The following is a 19,931-nucleotide window of genomic DNA, read 5'->3' on the forward strand; positions in this document are numbered from 1 at the left end:
AAATCCGTGCTTGAATCCTAAAGGCAGCCCCCACCCCCTGAAAGGGGCTTTCTCTGGATGCTTTAAGCTCCCTTTCGGGGGTGGGGGGTATTTAATTTTTCAAATATAGGCAGGACTGGGTTATTATTACCGGCTAAATTCTGCGGCTCCGCTAAACATTTCCGTTCAACCAGCCGTTGCCCAGAAAAATCTTTGTATGTCAAAAACCTCTTCTGACCCCATCGCGCTGTTCTGGTACCGCCGGGATTTGCGCCTGAACGACAATGCAGGCCTCTATCACGCCCTCCGCAGCGGTTTTCCGGTTTTGCCCGTTTTCATTTTCGACCAAACCATCCTGGATGCGCTCGACGACAAGCACGACCGCAGGCTTGAATTCATTCATAACACCATTTTGGAAATGCAGGAGGAGTTTCGCGAGATCGGAACCTCACTCCTGGTGCGATATGGAAAACCGCTGGAGATCTACCGTGACCTACTGAAAGAATTTAATATTCAGGCGGTTTTTACGAATTATGATTACGAAGGCTACGCAAAAGAACGCGATAAAGCGGTGGCCGAATTGCTCTCCGAAAACGGGGTGGAGTTCCATGCCTACAAGGACCAGACCATCTTCGACCGCGACGAGGTGCTGACCGGCAGCGGGTCACCCTACACGGTTTTTACGCCCTACAGCCGCAATTGGCACCACAAACTGACCGACTTTTTCCTCAAATCGTATCCCACCAAAAAATATTACGCCAACTTCCTGAAAACCGCTGCGCTGCCCATTCCAACCCTGGAAGAACTGGGTTTCAAACCAGTGAAAGAACCGTTTCCGGGAAAAACCGTGCGGGCCACCCTGCTGGACCACTACAAAGAAAACCGCGATTTTCCGGCCGTTAAAGGCACGAGTGAGTTGAGCATTCACCTCCGTTTTGGCACTATCAGCATCCGCGAACTGGCCCGGAAAGCTCGGGAACACAATTTCACATTTCTGAATGAACTGGTCTGGCGGGATTTCTATTTTCAGGTGCTTGACCATTTTCCGCACGTCGAAAAAAACTCGTTTCGCCGGGAATATGACCACATTGAATGGCGCACCAAGGAAGACGAATTTCAACGCTGGTGCGAGGGCCGAACGGGCTACCCGATTGTAGACGCCGGGATGCGCCAACTAAACGAAATTGGCTGGATGCACAACCGCGTCCGAATGATTACGGCCAGTTTTCTGTGTAAACACCTGCTGATCGACTGGCGATGGGGCGAAGCCTATTTTGCCAAAAAACTGCGGGATTACGACTTGTCGGCCAACAACGGCGGCTGGCAGTGGGCGGCTGGTTCGGGAACGGATGCGGCACCGTATTTCCGGGTTTTCAATCCCACGCTTCAGGCCCAGAAATTTGACCCGAAAGGCGAATACATCCGTCGGTGGGTTCCCGAATTCAATTCACTCGATTATATGGAGCCAATGGTCGAACATACGATGGCGCGAAACCGGGCCATCGAAACCTATAAGAAAGGGCTGGCGGCCGCGAAATAGCGCAAAAATTGCATTAATAAAATTGTATCCTGGATGATTACAACCTAATACCTGGTTTTGGTGTCTATATGACTACAACTTTTTGCTGTGCATGCCGAACCGTTTCTTTTTCTGCTTTGCGTTTTTTCTGCTTGTTTTTCAGGAACTTATTGCTCAACGGGTGACTCTTAATGCCACCGTCATGCGGGCCGACACGGCGCTTCCCATTGTGGGAGCCAGTGTGTTCGTAACCGAATCCGGTGCGGGAACAACCACGGATGAGCAGGGCCGTTTTTCCGTTTCGTTGCGGCCCGGTTCCTACCACATCAGTCTTTCCGCCGTCGGGTTCAAATCAGATCGTCCGTTTATCGTCGTCAATGCAAACCGGACGGCGGTTTTCCGGCTGATTTCCCAAACGTTTGAACTGGATGAGGTGGAAGTCCGCGACCGGCGCGCCGATCAAAACGTGAAAGATGTCCGGATGAGCCAGATTCAACTGGATGTCCGGCAATTGAAGAAAATGCCGGTGGTGCTGGGCGAACCGGACATTCTGAAAGCCCTGACGTTGCAAGCCGGTGTTTCGACGGCGGGCGAAGGCGCGGGCGGTTTCAACGTGCGCGGGGGACGAACCGACCAGAATCTGGTGCTGCTCGACGGCGCACCCCTATACAACACCTCGCATTTGCTCGGTTTTTACACCAACGTCAGTTCGGATGTAGTACAGGATGTCAACCTCTACAAAGGCAGTTTTTCATCCCAGTACGGCGGCCGGATTTCGTCCCTGCTGCTCGTCAACACCAGAGCCGGCAACAGCGAACGCTGGCGGCTTTCGGGCGGCATCAGTCCCATCAGCGGACGCGTGGTAATCGACGGCCCGATCGCCAAAGGACTGACACTGATGGCCGCCGGGCGGGTGGCCTATCCCAACTGGATTCTGCAATCATTTCCGGAACGCAGTGCAGCCAAAGAAAGCCGGGCTTTTTTTTACGATGGCAACCTGAAACTCAACTACGCGCCCAATGCCGCCAATACGGTTTCATTGTCGGCCTACCGCAGCGCAGACCGCTTCAAATTTCCGGGCGATACGACCTACGGCTGGCAGTCGAACATGGTGTCGGGTCGCTGGAGCAGCTTGCTGCGCCGGAACCTGCAACTGAATATCAATGCGTTATACAGCGGTTATCAATACCATGTCGATGGCGAAACCGAGGGCTACACCTTTCGGCTGACGTCCTACATCCAGCACCGTGAAGCCAAAGCCGACCTGTTTTACACCCTCTTCGATAAACACAAACTACAGGTGGGCGCGAACGGGATTCTGTACCGGATTCAAAAAGGCAACCTGATGCCAACTGGCAGTAATTCCAGCATTAACCCGAAAACGCTGGACCCCGAAAACGCCCGCGAACTGGGTGTTTATGCCAACACAGAATGGATTCTAACACCGGCGATCACGCTCCAGGCCGGGCTGCGGTATTCGACGTTTAGCCAATTGGGGCCGCAGACGGTGTATCGCTATGCCGAACAGACTCCCCGAACGCCCGAAACCGTGGTCGATTCAACGGTTTTTACCGGTGGAAAACCCATTCAGACCTATGGCGGCTGGGAACCCCGGCTGGGGGTGCGGGTACAACTTTCGTCCAGCCTGTCCCTAAAGCTTAACTACAGCCGAAACCGCCAGTACATCCACCTGATTTCGAACACCACGGCCATCACGCCCTCGGATTTCTGGAAAGTCAGTGACTCATACGTGCCCGCTCAGGTGGCCGATCAACTGGCCATTGGCTTTTTTAAGAACCTGAACGACAACACCATCGAACTCGCCCTGGAAGGCTATTACAAGACTATCGACAACCTGGTGGAATACCGCAACGGAGCGACCCTTCTGTTGAACGAACGACTGGAAACCGATCTGCTCCAGGCCCGGGGCAAGGCGTATGGCGTAGAGTTGAGTGTCGCCAAAAACAAGGGAAAACTGACGGGGCAGTTCAATTATTCCTATGCCCGGTCGCTCGTGGCGGTTCAGACGGTGTTCAGCGAGTTGCAGGTCAATCAGGGCGACGATTACCCGTCGAATTTTGATAAACCGCACAACCTGAACATTCAAACCCGGCTGGCAATGCGCTACAACTGGACGTTTACGACCAATTTCGTCTACAGCACCGGCGTTCCGGCAACCTACCCCGACGGGCAATACGTGTTTGCCAACCAGCCGACGCTTAACTATTCCAAACGAAATGCTGACCGGATTCAGGATTACCACCGGCTGGATGTGGCCTTCTCGAAAGACACCCGGTTGAGCAACCGCCAGACGCGTTACAGCATCTGGACCATCGGCATTTACAACGTCTACGCCCGCAAAAACCCGTATTCGGTGTATTTCAACCGCTCCAATTCCCGAACGGACGCGTATCGGCTGGCCGTGTTTGGCACCCTGATTCCGTCGATTACCTATAATTTCAATTTCTGATGAAGCAGTTGGCCCTTGTATTGGTGATTTTGAGCGGGTTGTTGTCCTGCATCGATCAGGTTTCGTTGCCCATCCGCAATGAAGCTCCGCAACTGGTGGTCGATGGGCTGATTACGAATGAAAAACCGCCTTACAGCGTCCGGCTTTCGTATTCAGGCAGCTTTACATTCGATCAGGAAAATCCGCAGGACCAAAAGGTAACGGATGCAGTCGTGACGCTGAGCGATGACGCGGGGCATACGACGCCAATGGCGCACGATGTACTGAATGCCGGTTTTTACCGAACAACGGACGCTGCGTTTGTTGGGCAACCGGGCCGCAGTTACACCCTGACGATTCGTTTGGCCGACGGAAAAACGTTCGTTTCGGCACCCGAAAAAATGCCCGCCGTTCCCGGGATCGACAGCGTATACGCCCGGTTTACGCCCACCAAAAGCATCACCCTACCCTACCAGTATTATTTTTACCTCGATGCGACTGACCCCTCTGCGCAGCAAAATTTTTACCGCTGGACGGCATACGCCTACACCGCCCGACGCTCGACCGGGGTGCCGTGTTGCCTGGGCTGTACGGCCATTTGTTTTGATCGCTGCTGGGTGCCGTATTCCAGTCAGGATATTAACATTTTGGCCGACAATGGCATCAATGGAAACCGGCTGCGCCAACAGCTCGTCATGCGTACACCCATTTATACGCCCGGCCCCACGCTGGTCGAAGTGCAGCAGTACAGCCTGACGTCGGCGGCTTTTCAGTTCTGGAAACTTTTCAAGGAGCAGCAGTCCCGAACCGGCACCATTTTCGACCCCTTACCTGCTTCGGTAATCGGGAACATTTCCAATGCCAGCAATGCGGAAGAGAAGGCACTGGGTTATTTTGGTGCATCGGCAATAGTCCGGAAGCGGTTTCGGGAGCGCGGGGATGCGACCTACGGCACGGCCATTTACGGATACATCAGTTCCGTGATCGTTCCGCAGGGTGACTGTCGACAAACCTACGGCTGGCTTACTCCCGTGACCGAGCCCAGCGGCTGGTGATTATTACAGGACTTTCCAGCCCACCATCCAGGTTCGGCCTCCCGGTTTGAGCTGGTCGGCTTTCGGGAGCGGCACCCCCGCCAGCCCGGTTTGCGGATTGAGGCAGATCAGCGTGAGTTTATACGCTTTTTTATCGGCATCGGCCACCAGTTTGGTCGAGCGCAGGAAAATCTGGCCCGACTGACGATCCACATCATCTACCGTCGCATAGAGCACATCGTTCTTGCCCAGTTTCTGATCACCGATTACCACGTCTTTTGTCAGTTTGAATTCCCAGGTTTGCCCGACAGCCACTTTACCCGGTTTGGTCAGTTCGGCTTCAACTTCGCCCCTGAACAAAACCGCATTCGACGCTTTCAACTTCGTCAAAGTGCCCAGCAGGCTATCGACCGAAGCGGTTTCGAACCGCAATTCCAGGCTTTCTTTCGGCTCGATGGCCAACCCAACCGGTTCCGGTTCTTCGGCCGGAATCAACCCTTTTGCGATGGCTTCGGCCCGTTCCCGTTCGTACGAATTGCCCGCCGATGCCATCAGGTTATTGGTCAAGTATTGACCGGGGAATTGGAAAAACTCCTTAACAGCCACGATTTTGTAGAGGTAATCGCTCGTCTCGGCGTTCATCGACAGAAAGTAGTAGTTGCTCTCCTGCTGCTTTTTCATGTGCGATTGCATCCGGCCAATCCCGCCGTTATAGGCAGCGGCCACCATCGTCCATGAGCCCAGATTTCGGTACAAAATCCGCAAATAGCGACAGGCAGCATCGGTCGATTTAAGCAGGTCTTTGCGCTCGTCCACTTTGTCGTTCCGTTTCAAACCCAGTTCATCGGCGGTTTCGGGCATGAGTTGCCAGTAGCCCGTCGCGCCCTTGTGGGAAACCGCATCGGCTTTGAGGCCACTTTCGACCACGGCCAGGTATTTGAAATCGTCGGGAATGCGGTGTTTTTTCAGAATCGGCTCAATGATCGGAAAATACTGGGCAATGGCCCGACGGCGGAAATTGATCAAATGATTTTGAGACGCCACATTCCGCATCAGCGCCATCGACAGGTTGTGCGCAACCGCCCCGCTTTCCACCGGAACCGGCTCCCCGCAAAAGTTTACGCCCATTGGTTTGGGTACGGCCACCGACCGGGCGGGCAATTTACGGGCCATTTTGCGGGAAGACCGTTGGGCAAAAACCGTCGTTGCCAGCGTAAAGCTGAAGAGACTAATCAGGGTAATCGAAAAAAAGAATCGTTGTTGATGCACGCCTATAACCTTGGTTGTCAATGGATAAAACGATCACATACGGCTTTGTGTTCATTTTAGACGCGGTTTTTAGTCAAAGGTTACAGTCTGCTGGTCGAGATTTAAATCTGATGCTGGTCAAGACCGGGCGGCCGACGCCGTTGCAATCTTGACCTACCCTGTAGCGGATTAATTGATTTAAACATTCAATACGGTGGTTATTTTATCCGCAGCGCACTGAGGCCATTTCAACCGGAATAAGTCAATATCTCAACCCATCGCCCATCACACCTTCTGCAAAAACTGCGTTTTCAGCACCATCACCGTCCGGTCCACCTTTCCTTCAATCTCCTCCGCATCGTCCGTAAGCCGGATATTTTTCACGACCGTTCCTCGTTTCAGCGTCGTTGAACTGCCCTTCACTTTAAGATCTTTGATCAACTTCACCGAATCACCTTCGGCAAGCGTTGTTCCATTGCTGTCTTTTACGTCCATTTCGTTTCCGTTTTGAATTGTGGCCGCGAAGATAGGACTTCTACGTTCAATCATTTCCTGACCAAGTAGAAAAAGACCATCCAATGATTTTTAATACATTCGTGTTTTCCGGCGGTTTTGAACGTTTCTACGCCGAAATAGCACCCAACCAACCATACGTGTTAATGAAGAATCGATTTACCGCACTTTTTTTTCTCAGTTTACTCCTTTCCGTTGCCGGACATCCGGTGCAGGCGCAACGACCTCCCGCCTACCCGTTGGTCACCATCGATCCGTATACGAGTATCTGGGCGTTTACCGACCAGCTCAACGAATCGCCAACCCGCCACTGGACGGGCAAAAACCAGCCGCTCGACGGCCTGGTGCGCGTCGATGGCCGGGCCTACCGGTTTATGGGTGCCGAAATGACTACGCTCAAAACGGTGATTCCAACAGCCCTAACGGCGGGCTATGCATTGCAGTATACTTTTCAAAAACCGGGTGACGGATGGGAAAAACCGGGTTTCAAACCCTCCGGCGACTGGAAAACCGGTCAGGCACCCATCGGCGATGGAGCCTCCAGCAATCCCGTCAAACCCGCCACACTCTGGAAAACCAAAGAAGTCTGGTACCGCCGAACGGTTTCGGTATCGGATCTGAACTTCGAAAACCCGGTTCTGTATTTGAGTCATGACAACGATGTGGTCGTTTATATCAATGGTGTGAAGGCGTTTGAAAGCGGCCCCGGTTACATCGGTGATTACAAGACATTCCCCCTGTCTCCGGCGGCCAAAGCGGCCTTAAAAAAAGGAACGAACCTGCTGGCGGTGAGCTGCATCAACCCCGTCGGCGGTGGGTATGTCGATGTGGGTTTAGTAGATCAGCGGAAAGTAAATCTGGGTGCGCCGGTGATGCTCGCTCAACAACAGAGCGTGAAGGTTCAGGCCACCCAAACGGAATACCGGTTTGCCGCCGGACCTGTGGCACTCACCGTCAATTTTACGACGCCCCTGTTGCTGGACGATCTGGATGTGGCCACCCGCCCGGCTTCGTATCTGACCTACACCGCCCAATCGACCGATGGAAAACCGCATACCGTCGAAGTCTACACGGCGGCTTCGGGCCTGTTGAGTGTGAACCAGCCCAATCAGGAAGTAGTCGGCAAACGTTCCTCGGCCGAAGGGTTGACGGTTTTGTCGATCGGCACGACGGAACAGAACATTTTGGGGCGGAAAGGCGACGATGTCCGGATCGACTGGGGCTATGCGCTCCTGGCGGCTCCAACGGCCTCGACCACGCAGACCGGCATCGGCCAACCGGCGGCTCTTTTCCGCAGTTTTGTCCGTACCGGAAAAGTGATCGATGAAGCCAACCAGCCGACCGCAGCGGACAACCGGTCGCTGGCGGTTTCGCAATCGCTGGGCTCAGTGACGCAAACGCCGAAAACCGCGCACGTGATTCTGGGCTACGATGACCTGTATTCCGTTCAATACTTTGGAAAAAATCTGCGGGCGTGGTGGCGCCGGGACGAATCCATGACCACGGAAAAAATGCTGGCTGCGGTGGAGAAAGACTATGCCCAACTCACCGAAAAATGCCGTCAGTTTGACCAGAAACTACACGCCGAAGCCGAAAAATCGGGCGGAAAACCGTATGCCGATCTGTGCCAGTTGGCCTACCGGCAGGCGATTGCGGCCCATAAAACCGTGGCGGGTCCGAAAGGTGAAGTGCTGTTTCTGTCCAAAGAAAATTTCAGCAACGGTTCCATCGGAACGGTGGACGTAACGTATCCGTCGGCTCCGCTTTTCCTGATCTACAACCCGATCTTGCTGAAAGGCATGATGGAGCCAATTTTTCAGTATTCCGAAAGCGGGAAATGGACCAAGCCCTTTGCCGCCCACGATGTGGGAACGTATCCGCTGGCCAACGGCCAAACCTACGGTGAGGACATGCCGGTGGAGGAAAGTGGCAACATGCTTATTCTGACGGCCGCCATTGCTGCCTCCGAAAAGAATGCCGACTATGCCAAACAACACTGGCAAACGCTGACTACCTGGGTCGATTACCTCAAAAAAGACGGTTTTGATCCCGCCAACCAGCTTTGCACCGATGATTTCGCCGGTCACCTCGCCCGCAACGCCAACCTCAGCATCAAAGCCATCATGGGTATTGCGTCGTATGGGCATCTGGCAAAACAACTGGAACAGCCGGAGGTCGGTGAGCAACACCTGAAGCTCGCCCGCGAGCTGGCGCAAAAATGGGTGCAGATGGCGCAGGATGGCGATCATTTCGCCCTGACATTCGATAAACCGCAGGGAAGCTGGAGTCAGAAATACAATCTGGTGTGGGATAAACTCCTGGATCTGAACATCTTCCCGAAGGACGTGGCCGAAAAAGAAATCCGGTATTACCTGACCAAACAACAGCCCTTTGGTCTGCCGCTGGACAGCCGCAAGACCTACACTAAATCCGACTGGATTATCTGGACGGCCACCATCGCCGACCAACCGCAGGACTTTCAGCAGTTGGTACTGCCTGTTTTCAAGTATGCCGACCAGACCCCCAGCCGGGTGCCGCTGGGCGACTGGCACGAAACCACCAACGGCAAGCAGGTCGGGTTTCAGGCCCGTTCGGTGGTGGGCGGTTATTTCATTAAACTGTTACACGATAAACTCCATTAATTCACTTTTTAACTAGACCCATGATGAAAAACCGATTTTCCCTTGTCTTGATTACGGCCCTGCTGCTGGATTTCAGCAGCGGTTTTGCCCAAAAGAAAATCTACACCTTTCCAATTGGTATTCAGTCGTATACGTACCGAAACAGCTTCCCGAAAGGCGTGGCTGCCACTCTCGATACGATTCAGTCGCTGGGCATTACGGAAATGGAAGGTGGAACTCCGAAAGGCGTGACCACGGAAGAATTCAAGAAGATGCTAAAGGACCGAAACATTTCGATTCCGGGCACGGGCGCGGGCTATGAACAACTGGTGAAAGACCCGATGGAAGTGGTGAAGAATGCCAAAGAACTGGGATCTCAGTTTGTGATGTGCGCCTGGATTCCGCATCAAAAAGGCAATTTCACGCTGGAAAACGCAAAGAAAGCCGTGGAAGATTTCAACCGGGTGGGCAAAGTGCTGAAAGAAAATGGTCTGACATTCTGTTACCACAACCACGGTTTTGAGTTTCAGCCGTATGAAGACGGAACGCTGTTCGATTACATGGTAAAAAACACCGATCCCCGCTACGTTTCCTTCGAAATGGACATTTTGTGGGCGACCCACGGCGGGGCTGATCCGGTCAAGTTGCTGAACAAATACGGCAATCGCTGGAAACTGATGCACTTGAAAGACCTCAAAAAAGGCGTTAAAGGCGATTTCACCGGCAACACCCCCCAGGAAAACGACGTAATTCTGGGAACGGGCCAGATCGACATGCCGATGGTGTTGAAAACCGCCAAAAAAGTCGGTATCAAGCATTATTTTATCGAAGACGAAAGCAACATCTGGAGTCAGCAGGTTCCGAAAAGTATCGCGTATTTAAAGAATCTGACGGAATAACGTTTTTCGGTACCGGTGAAAAGGACAGGACGAAGTGGCGCAGGCGGCTTCGTCCTGTCCTTTTTTATGCCTGCCGTCTTTTCACAGAGATACTCTTATTTACTGACCGGTAACCGCTTGTTATTTATTGGTGACAATAACTCCATAATTGCCTTTACTTTTGTTTCAGACATCAAAGCGCTGTTTTACCACATCGCTCAGTAGTTCTTCCCTGAAAAACTTAATAATAACCGCTAAATAAGTACAAAAACGTCCTGCTTCACGTTTTTAACCACGGAACGCAGGTGACATATTGTTACTAAAATCACAAGGCCGGGAAACAAATGGCACAAAGTTTGAGATTAAATAGCTATCTGTCGCAGGACGGTATACGCTATACTTAGAACGATCTTATGATTACGAAAGCTGTTTTCAACGAAGCCTTTAATCAAATCGGGGTAAACCGAGTCGAAGCAATACCGGATACTCATAAAATGGCAAAATACCGTAAAAAAACGCCTTACAGACTCAGTGTACAGAAGGCAGCCCTCTGGTTTGTGATTCTTTCTGTTGCTGCGGGTTTTGCGTTTTTGTGGTATAAATTGATTGCCCGGATGATTATGGCGATTCTGGAATAGACCGAATTTTTTGGCCTGAATCTTGCTAGACAGGCACACGCTGTTTTCTTAATCGGCCTCTTCAACCGCTCCCGGTATTTCTACTGCTACCAATTCCTCCGCGTAATACATATCCAGTGCTCCTTTATTTTTCACGGCAATCTTCCCGCGGTAGCTGCACCGAATCTGCTCTTTCACGAGACGAAAGGTGGTTTCGGAAATGTTGACTTTTCCCGCTTCGCCATATTGCTCCATCCGGGCTGCGGTATTGACGGTGTCGCCCCAGATGTCGTAGGCAAACTTGCGATCGCCCACAATGCCAGCCACCACCGGCCCCGTATGAACCCCGATCCGAAACTCGAAATGCTGCTGCCCCCTGGCCTGCCGCTCGTGCTGGTTTTGAAGCAGAAACGCCCGCATTTCCAAAGCCGCCCGAACCACCTCGACCGGATTTTCGGGGTACACCACCGGCAATCCCCCGGCACACAAATAGGCATCGCCGATGGTCTTGATTTTTTCGATGCGGTACTGGCTCAGAATCGCGTCGAATGAGCGGTAGTAATAATCGATTTCACTGACCAGTTCTTCCGGCGAAAGCCGCTCGCCCATGCTCGTAAAATTGACGATGTCGGTGAACAGCACCGTGACCCGATCAAACCGGCGCGGCTTCGAACGTCCGGTCTGTTTCAGTTCGTCGACCACCTCCGCGGGCAGAATGTTGAGCAACAGTTCCTCCGACCGCTGTTTGGCCACCTGAAGTTCTTCGGTGCGCTGCTGCACTTTCTGCTCCAGGATTATATTCTGCTCGCTCACCAGTCGCTTGTTCTCGACCAGCAACCGAATTTTCTCCTGCTCGGCCTCCTGACGCCGTTTTTTCAGCAGATTAACGCTATACGTAAGGGCTAAGGCAAAGAAAATGATTTCAATACCAACCCCGAGGTGAATACTTTCGTACGTCCAGAAACCATACGCCAATTGACCGAATGAATAAAGGAGAAAAACAAAAATACCAACATAGAAAAACACATTGCCAACAATGTAAAACAAAGCGGGACGAAACCCTTTGCGCAACACAACAATCCCGGCGATAACACTAAAAACACCTTCCATCAAAACGATTACAGGCACGATGTCGAACTGTTCACCCAAACTATGGTTCAGGCTCACATTCAAGGAATTGATTACGAAACTAACCAGGTAAAGCACCAGAATACCAATGCCAATTTTGTAATACCGGGACGCCAGTGACCGCAGTTGAAGAAAGGTGAGTGTGAATAGAATGTGTAACACCCCGGTAACCGACGCCAGGGCTGTGGCATATCGCTCGATGGACGGGTTTGATGGCCAAAGAAATTCACTGGTATGCCCGCGAAACAACGCCATCTGCAATCCGATAAAGAATACCCAGATGGCATACCGTAGATTGCTCGCTTCCTGCAAACGAGCATACATGATTAGACTGTAGACGATAATAATTAGAATAATACCATAATAAATTCCGTAAAATAAATCGGAGTGGTGCTGGCTTTGTAGGAGCCTGGCCGTGGAAAGTACATAAATTGGCAAAGCTGTTGTATTGATACCCCGCATGTACACATAAACCGTGTGCGTTTGCCCATTACGGGCCTGAATCGGGCAAAAGAGAATGCTTTTACGAAAAGGTTCTACCGTTTCAGGCTGAAGAGTCCCTAGTTTGTGAACACCTAGTACCCGGTTTTCGACCGTTTCAAACACCTCAATAAACTCCGTTCCGGCGTAGATAAATTGCAAAAACAGCTCCCGATCGGTTTCATTCGTAATCTGAAACCGGAGCCAATAGCCAACCTCATGAACCTTAGGTTTGATTAAACGGTTTTCAGTAGTAACAAATTGGTATTTGTTTGAACTTTGAAGTAGATCATTAATGGACACCGTTCCCGTTTTCACCTCCAAAAGATCGCTGGCTTCAAATGCATTGTAGGCCTTGGCCAGGTTGCTGATCCGAATCGGTTCTGCTCCGGCCCGACAAAAAAACATCGCACCCAGTAAAAATATCAGGATAAGTCGGTTCATAGTCTGACAGATTACCATTCATTGAACGGTCGGCAAGAGGGCTGTTCGTAACATCACATCGACTTTATGGGCCGTCGTTCCAAATTCTTTCCGGGCAACATAGGTCAGCGGCAATCGCAGAAACCAGGGTGGCCGGGCAACCAGGTTTCCCATTTTTGCCGAATCGGCTTCCAGCTTAGTCAAAAGCAACTGTCGTTCGGCTTCATTATTAGCTTTATGCAACCCAACACTTTTTTCCCAGGCCAAATCACGTCCCTGCTTCATAACCGACCGTTCGATGTTTTTAATTTTGTCTGAAAAATAGGTTACCAAGGTTCCAAACGGACGGAAAACGCGGCCTACATTATCATTCATCTGATCGTACATGTCGTCAAACAATTCGTTCATCTGCGCGAAATCGTTCTTGAACAAATCGATATCTTTTCCTTTATAAACTTCCGCAACCACAATCGGCAAATCGAACGAAATATGAGCATTGGCTGCCGAAAAGATGTATTGATCCGTAGTAATTACCGTTCGGGCGGCATCGAAAGACAATTGCCAGGGTGCCGAAGCGGGTTTGCCATCGAAATACTGGTTGATAGCCTCAAAATACCGATTGCCAAAACCGACATCGACCCGCTCCATTTCCTCCGGATTTTCGAACAACCCCAACCGTATTCCTTCAGCAACCCGCTCTGTGACCAGTTTGTAAATAGCGGCAAACAACCCGACCGGATTGTTCTGTGACCGCAGGTGCCGGGCCACTTTATCCAGGTAAAAAATCACTTCATCAATGGTCTGTGCGGGCGGAATCCGGAAGTCCGGAGCCTCCGACTGCCAGGTGTCGGTGAGGGCCGAGGGCAGGTAAAACTGCTCGCTTTTGGCCCCGTTGTGATACGACATCACGAGATCGATCATCTGGTTGCTGAACGCCCGGCCCACCGCACCCATCAGCAAATGACGGTCGCCAACGGAGCGAAACCCTTTGTCGAGCCACTGAATGGCGTTGATCACCGCCGAATCATCCTTGTCATCGTTTTTGGGAACCTCGAGCAGATCGGCGTAGGGGTCGCCAATAAAAAACCGTACAAACAGAGGTGACAGGTTTTTGAGTGGTCCAAACGACAACCGGGAGTTCATCAGGTCGATGCACGCATCGGTCAGTTCGGCGCCTTCACGCCCCCCATCGGGCGACCGACCGGACTGCTGCGCCAGAATCGCGTTCATCAAATGGCGGCAGTCGTCCTCGTTTTCCGAATTCAGGTCATCATCGACGCCGATCATGAACCCCACCACTTTCCAGAGGTGCAGATAGGCTTCACTTTCCTCGGGCGTCAGTTCGATGTCCATCTGCTTCAGCCCGTCGATGATCACGACGCCAAACGACAGCAGGGTGCCAACCAGATCCTGCTGATTGATTGGAATCCCGTAATTATCGACGTCCCAACGATGTTGCTGGGCATGATACCGGATTACGGCGTGAATTAGCCGGACTTTCTGGATGGAAACAACGGCCAGGCCATCATGTTCGAAACTGTTCAGCGTCAGAATATTAACCACAAACTGAGCGGTTTCCATCAGCCGCCGGGTAAACGAGTCGAGCGAACCGTCGTGAACCCGCAGACGGCCGGTTCGGTATAGCACCTTGGCCCCCCGCCAGCAGGTGTAGCACAGCGGCAGCGATTTGCACAGCAGCAACAACAGAATTTTGGGGCCGTACTGTTTGAAAACATCGGCCGCCACCATGAGTTTAAACGGTTCGGCCCAGTCGGGAAGCTGGCGGGTTTTGACAAAATAATCTTCCACGATCTGCTTCAGCCGATCCGGCAACACATCGAAAGCCGGATTGGGGAAGTTGCGGTTTTGTACCAGCATCTGAAAGATCTGATCGATCTCCCCTTTCTGATTGTCCAGCAAAATGGCGGCAATGGTTTCGTCGGCGAGCGGGTCGCCCATCCGTCGTTTACTCCACAGAAAATCATCGGTCCAGGTAGCAATGGAAGGGGTATTCATCAGGAGGAAGGACAAACGTTAACGTTACCACAAATAACTATATTAGTAACTCATTTGCAATTTCTCCGGCACATTCACGCTTTCTACCGCAAGCATTTTCACCCGGTTACGGTGTTTCGTAGTTTAGGCTGAAAATCAATTCCATGAAACGAACCATTCCGCCCATCCTGATTCATATTCTGCTTGGTCTGGCCTTTCTGTCTCTTCCTTATCTTTTTGCGCCCGACGGTTTTTCGGGCCTCACCAAACTGACCAGTAACCCGCACGAACGAACCAATTTTCTGTCTTACCTCTTCATGCTGGTTTTCTTTTACGCCAACTATTATTACCTGATTCCAAAATTGTATCTGGAAGGAAAATATATCCTTTATGTTGCCAGCCTTGCGGGAAGTTTTTTGCTTCTGATCGGGGCCATTGTGCTGGTCGATCGCGGGGATTTGCTTTCTGCTCCGGCACCGGGTCCACCCCATCACTCCCAGGCTCACGGTCCGGGTCCGGGTGGCTCGAACCCAAAACCGCCTTTCGGATTCGAGCTGAGTCATGCCCTGTTTCTGTATCTGGTCGGCATTTTTGTTTCCCTGTATCTCCAGATCAAAAACCGCTGGCGACAAACGGAGCAGGAAAAACTATCCACCGAATTGTCGTACCTGAAAGCCCAGATCAACCCGCATTTTCTGTTCAACACGCTCAACAGCATCTATTCGCTGGCCATCGAAAAGTCGGACAAAACCGCCGACGCCGTCGTAAAACTCTCGTCATTAATGCGTTATGTAATTCGGGATGCCGGAAGCCACGCGGTACCGTTGGCGAAAGAGGTGGCCTACATCAGTGATTACATCGCCTTACAGCAGTTGCGGCTGGACGATACCGTCCAGATTGAGTACGCGGTCAGCGGCTTTTTTAATGGGAAACAGATTGCACCTCTGATTTTGATTTCGTTTATTGAAAACGCGTTCAAGTACGGCGTCAATCCGGAAGAAAAATCGATCATTCACATCACGATTTCGCTGAACGAGAACACCTTGCGCTTATATGTGTTCAACAAAAAAGTGCGGTTATATCACAATGACGAAACCTCGGGCGGAATTGGCATCGACAACACCAAAGCCCGGTTGAAACTGGTGTATCCCAACCAGCACGTCCTGACCATCAACGACGACCCCACCGGGTTCGCCGTTGACCTAACCCTGAACCTGGCATGATCCGAGCCATTGCGTTAGACGATGAACCCCCTGCGCTGCGGGTATTGACCCATTTTTGCCACCAGCTCAACACCATCGACCTGCAAAAGACATTTTTGCGCCCCGACGAAGCACTCACGCATCTGCACGAGGTACCTACCGATCTGCTTTTTCTCGACATCAACATGCCGTCGGTATCCGGCATTGAATTTCACAGGGCGATTCCGGAACAGATGCTGGTGATTTTTACCACGGCCTACGCCGAATACGCCGTGGAAGGGTTTACGCTCAATGCCGTCGATTACCTGTTGAAACCGTTTACGTTCGAGCGGTTTCAACAAGCCGTTCAGAAAGCAACGACGCAGCAGAAATTCCGGCAGACGACCGATCCGGCGAAGGAAGCCTATCTCTACATCCGCGCCGATTATACGCTGCACAAAATTGCGTTGTCAGACATTCTGTTCATCGAGGGATTAGACGATTACCTCAAGATTCACCTCCATCAGGTCAACCGCCCGATTGTGGCCCGGATGACGATGAAAACCATGCTGCAAAAACTCCGGGAAGCCGACGAGGGAAGCGAGCGGTTTATTCGCGTTCATCGCTCCTATATTGTGGCTTTCAACCGGATCGAAACCGTCCGCAACCGCATGATCACCCTCGCCGGGGAAGAAATACCGGTCGGCATGAGCTACGAAACCGAGTTTTTCAAGCGGTTTCAGGGCTAACTCAGGCGCGTTCTTTCTCCATTTTCCCGATCAGTTGGGCGTATTTGGTGGCAATGCTCAGAAACCCTTTGTCGTTCGGGTGAAATTCATCGTACCAGTATTTCAACTGGCTGGTGGCCGGTCGGATACTCCCGCGCAAGTCGATGTAAATCACGTTATCATACGCCGATGCGGCCCGTTGCAATCGCTCGTTGAACCCGTCGATCATAAACCGGATCAGGTTTTTTCGTTCCACGGCGCCGGTTATTCCCTTTTCAGTCAGGCACTTCTCCAGATTCCCCGGCTTCCCGGATTGCGTTTCACTGGCGTCTGGCAGGAGGTAATCATAGCCGTGGACCAGCACCCGAACTTTCGCATTTTGCAACCGGATCAGGCGAAAAAGTCGTTGAAAATCCGTTTCCAGTTCGTCCAGCGCAGCCGCGAATCCGTCGGCTACATACCGCTGTGGCGCGGGCAGGCTTTCCGCTGCCTGATCCCGGATGTAGGTCGGAAATTCGTCGCCAAAGAAATGCGTTCCTCCGCCACTCAGCAAAAAATACCGCGGACTGACCTGCGCAATGGTTTCCAGAAACTGCGATTTTTCAATGTAATTCTTCAGCGATTTTCCCACCGCCGGGGTGCAGTTCACCGAATACACCCGCGCCAGGTAATCGACAATATCACTTAGAAGCGGGTATTGAAACCACGAATCCCCACCCGCCACCAGCCGAACCCGGTCCGGGTATTTGATCAGATTCTGCATGTACTGCCGGTTTCGGATCTGGTAGGCAATCTGGTTGCTCACGAACGTTTTCACATCGCCCCATAGCCCGCGCTGTTCCTCGCCCGTCACGGTCAGATCGTCCCGCAAAACCAGCTCCGAATCGATCGGGTCCGGCTGAAAATACAGTCCGAGCGCGAAATCAGCCATCGGATTAGCCACCGGCACGCCATCGACCAGCACCGGTTCCAGCATCCGGTTCAGTTCGCCCAGATCGATCCGGTTGAAAACCGGATTCGGAATGCGGAGCGTGACCAGTTGCGTGCTCCAGTCCGGAAACTCCTCCTCGTCTTCTTCGGTATCGAAAGCCGACGCGCGGTTCTCGTCAGAATCCAATTTTTCACCCAGCGTGTGGGGCGACGGCAAGACATCCAGCGCCAGCATTGCCAGCGTCGATTCGGAAAGGGGATTCACGGAAACGATGACTTTAAAGTATTCCGTCACCTCCGGCCAGTTGTATTGCCGAACGGTTTCTTCCAGGCTCATTCGCACAAAATCATTCCGCCCCGTCAGCGATTTCCGGCTGGGCAATCCCAGCAGTTCCGATTTTCCCGGTTCGAGTCGGTAGTTTCCCGCCTGAAGCCGCTCGTTCACCGGCAAAAAATCCTTCATCGCAATGAAATCACGGGAAAGGTATAACACCGTGCAATACAGCACCTGAGCCGTGGGATTGATCAACTGGATGCTGACTTTATTGGCCCAAACGGTTTTGCCGGACGGCGTCGTGCTCTCCTGCAACGGAATCGTGACCGGCGTCGGTTGTGCGCCTTTCAATACCTCCGTTTGCGCAGTTTCGGGCGTTACGGCAATGGTCAGAATCGGTTCAGGGGCTTCGGGATTGCGCAGTTCTTTCAGATATTTCCAGGCGGCCAGGTGCCGCAAATACTGGGTCAACTGCTCATACGCCCGCTCCAGATTATCTGCCGGAACGGTGCGGATGAGCGGACGGTTTTCGTCACCGGGCCGGGAAAAGTACAAAAGACCGTTGCGAACGTGCAGCGTGTAATCCGCTTTTTGTTCGTCTTCTTCCGGGATGAAAAATGCCCCGGCTTTTTCGGTCAGCGTTTTCAGCAACAGCGCCTGCTCGGCCACGTCGCCGTTGTGGTTGATGAAATGGAGTTTGATGGGTTCGGTGAGCAGGCCTTCCACTTCGGCCCGGTAGGCCTTGCCCCGGTCGAGTCCGGCTTCCTGTTCCGCACCGATTTTCAACAACGTGTAATCGGCCCCGATTTTCAGCGGTGTCACCGAAAAAGCCGGTTTTCCGGTGTCGTCCAGCACCTGAATGGATTTCGTCGTCCGCCCTACCCCATGAATGGCTCCGACATCGAGCAGCCACTGCCGTTTGTCCGGATTGAAGGTAATTTCGGCGACGGCGGTTTGGGTATCGATCGGTCGGTTCAAAAAACCGGTCAGCAAGAGCTTGTCCGACGCATCGCCCGCGGCCGAAATGCGGGGGCGTTGTTCGTAGGCAAACCGCATATACTGCCGCACGCGGTTATGCAGGGCCTGGTAGGAAATGGCTGAATTGGCGGCTTTCAAAACCGCCACCAGATTTTTGGTAAAAACGCCCTCCTTGTTTTCCCGGTCTTCCACAGCCGCTTCGTCCGATTCACAGGCCGCTAGCTGAATATGGGTTCCCAATGGGATGAGCTGGTCGAGTCCCTGTTGGCGGAAATCGTTTTCTGTAAATTGCTCCTGAAAAATAAAACCGGCGTAGGGCCGCATGGGAGCTGATTGCGACAACCGGCGCTCCTGCATTTTCTGCCCTTCGGATGTTGCCGCGAGCAGATCAAAAAACCGGGTGTTATCCCCGGAATGGCAACAATCGAAGATCGTAACGACGTGCGCCCCGGTCTGGCTCAGGTCCGCAATCAGATACCTTAACTCCTTGTCGGTCAGCAAATAATCCCAGGTATGGGCCGCATCGCCGTCAAAACAGACAATGCTTTCGAGTTTCCCGTCGGCTTCGGTTGGCCAGAGCGTCGGGTCGGCGGCTTCCTGCGCACCGTGGCCCGCGAAATAGAACAAAGCCGTATCATTCGGTCCCGCTTTTTTCAGGTGCGTTCGGAAACCCGCGACGATGGCGGTTTTGGTGGCCTCCTGATCAGTGAGGTGGAGCGGAACGTGCTCCAGATCGGTGAGGCTTTCGAGGTAGTGTTCGATGGTGGCCGCGTCCTGTACGGCACCGCTCAACGGGCGAACCTGCTGGTAGGCGTTGATACCCACCACGAAAGAAAAAAGTTTAGGCAGAACTGCGGAAGGCACAGAGGTTGAAGGGTTCATCGTCAGAGTTTGGAGGAATTTCGTGGTACCACGGCCTAAACCGGTGATCGCCAGAAATATAGGAAAATAATCAC

Annotated in this window: 13 protein-coding genes; 8 read left to right on the forward strand and 5 right to left on the reverse strand. The window is 52.4% G+C overall.

Translation table 11 applies throughout. From position 1 onward, the window contains the following. The first annotated feature begins 196 nt into the window (after positions 1-196). The 3 genes from ACO064_RS02735 (at position 197) to ACO064_RS02745 (ending at position 5,002) form a co-directional block, all read left to right on the forward strand. On the forward strand, positions 197-1,519 hold the full coding sequence (locus ACO064_RS02735; RefSeq protein ID WP_421825880.1) for a cryptochrome/photolyase family protein: 1,323 nt from the start codon (positions 197-199) through the stop codon (positions 1,517-1,519). Positions 1,520-1,610: 91 nt separating this feature from the next. Next, entirely contained in the window at positions 1,611-3,968 is a 2,358-nt protein-coding gene (locus tag ACO064_RS02740; protein WP_421825881.1) for a TonB-dependent receptor, read from the forward strand. Then, on the forward strand, positions 3,968-5,002 hold the full coding sequence (locus ACO064_RS02745; RefSeq protein ID WP_421825882.1) for a DUF4249 domain-containing protein: 1,035 nt from the start codon (positions 3,968-3,970) through the stop codon (positions 5,000-5,002). Before ACO064_RS02740 ends, ACO064_RS02745 begins: the two co-directional genes overlap by 1 nt. A 3-nt stretch (positions 5,003-5,005) precedes the next feature. On the opposite strand, the gene ACO064_RS02750 is transcribed toward ACO064_RS02745, so the two are convergent. After that, entirely contained in the window at positions 5,006-6,250 is a 1,245-nt protein-coding gene (locus tag ACO064_RS02750) for a lytic transglycosylase domain-containing protein (protein WP_421825883.1), read from the reverse strand. Positions 6,251-6,514: 264 nt separating this feature from the next. Further along, entirely contained in the window at positions 6,515-6,724 is a 210-nt protein-coding gene (locus ACO064_RS02755; RefSeq protein ID WP_138992127.1) for an alkylphosphonate utilization protein, read from the reverse strand. A 164-nt stretch (positions 6,725-6,888) separates the two neighbouring features. On the opposite strand from ACO064_RS02755, the gene ACO064_RS02760 reads away from it, so the two are divergent. From ACO064_RS02760 to ACO064_RS02770, 3 genes are all read left to right on the forward strand, one after another. Continuing rightward, positions 6,889-9,384 carry a glutaminase domain-containing protein gene (locus ACO064_RS02760; protein ID WP_421825884.1) on the forward strand — a complete coding sequence of 832 codons (2,496 nt, stop codon included), beginning with the start codon at positions 6,889-6,891 and terminating at the stop codon, positions 9,382-9,384. 20 nt (positions 9,385-9,404) lie between these two features. Then, the gene (locus ACO064_RS02765) at positions 9,405-10,262 is read left to right on the forward strand and encodes a sugar phosphate isomerase/epimerase family protein (RefSeq protein WP_421825885.1); all 858 of its coding nucleotides are present in this window, start codon (positions 9,405-9,407) and stop codon (positions 10,260-10,262) included. Positions 10,263-10,735: 473 nt separating this feature from the next. Beyond that, positions 10,736-10,879 carry a hypothetical protein gene (locus tag ACO064_RS02770; protein WP_421825886.1) on the forward strand — a complete coding sequence of 48 codons (144 nt, stop codon included), beginning with the start codon at positions 10,736-10,738 and terminating at the stop codon, positions 10,877-10,879. A 48-nt stretch (positions 10,880-10,927) separates the two neighbouring features. Here ACO064_RS02770 and ACO064_RS02775 read toward each other — a convergent pair whose 3' ends face one another. Both ACO064_RS02775 and ACO064_RS02780 read right to left on the reverse strand, forming a co-directional pair. Continuing rightward, complete coding sequence (locus ACO064_RS02775; protein WP_421825887.1) at positions 10,928-12,928, reverse strand: adenylate/guanylate cyclase domain-containing protein; 2,001 nt, start codon at positions 12,926-12,928, stop codon at positions 10,928-10,930. Further along, positions 12,929-14,920: a DUF5995 family protein gene (locus ACO064_RS02780; protein WP_421825888.1), complete on the reverse strand. Its 1,992-nt coding sequence runs from the start codon at positions 14,918-14,920 to the stop codon at positions 12,929-12,931. It lies immediately after the preceding gene. A 128-nt stretch (positions 14,921-15,048) separates the two neighbouring features. Between ACO064_RS02780 and ACO064_RS02785 the strand changes: the two genes are divergently transcribed. Further along, positions 15,049-16,107: a sensor histidine kinase gene (locus tag ACO064_RS02785; protein WP_421825889.1), complete on the forward strand. Its 1,059-nt coding sequence runs from the start codon at positions 15,049-15,051 to the stop codon at positions 16,105-16,107. Continuing rightward, positions 16,104-16,814: a LytR/AlgR family response regulator transcription factor gene (locus ACO064_RS02790; RefSeq protein ID WP_421825890.1), complete on the forward strand. Its 711-nt coding sequence runs from the start codon at positions 16,104-16,106 to the stop codon at positions 16,812-16,814. The genes ACO064_RS02785 and ACO064_RS02790 overlap by 4 nt, the downstream gene beginning before the upstream one ends. Position 16,815: 1 nt before the next feature. Here the strand turns inward: ACO064_RS02790 and ACO064_RS02795 are convergent, their stop codons facing one another. Next, positions 16,816-19,839, reverse strand: coding sequence for a caspase family protein (locus ACO064_RS02795; protein WP_421825891.1), 3,024 nt, complete (start codon positions 19,837-19,839; stop codon positions 16,816-16,818). Positions 19,840-19,931: the final 92 nt, after the last annotated feature.

Origin of the sequence: Larkinella sp. (genome assembly GCF_965227735.1) — a bacterium.
GTDB lineage: Bacteria > Bacteroidota > Bacteroidia > Cytophagales > Spirosomataceae > Larkinella.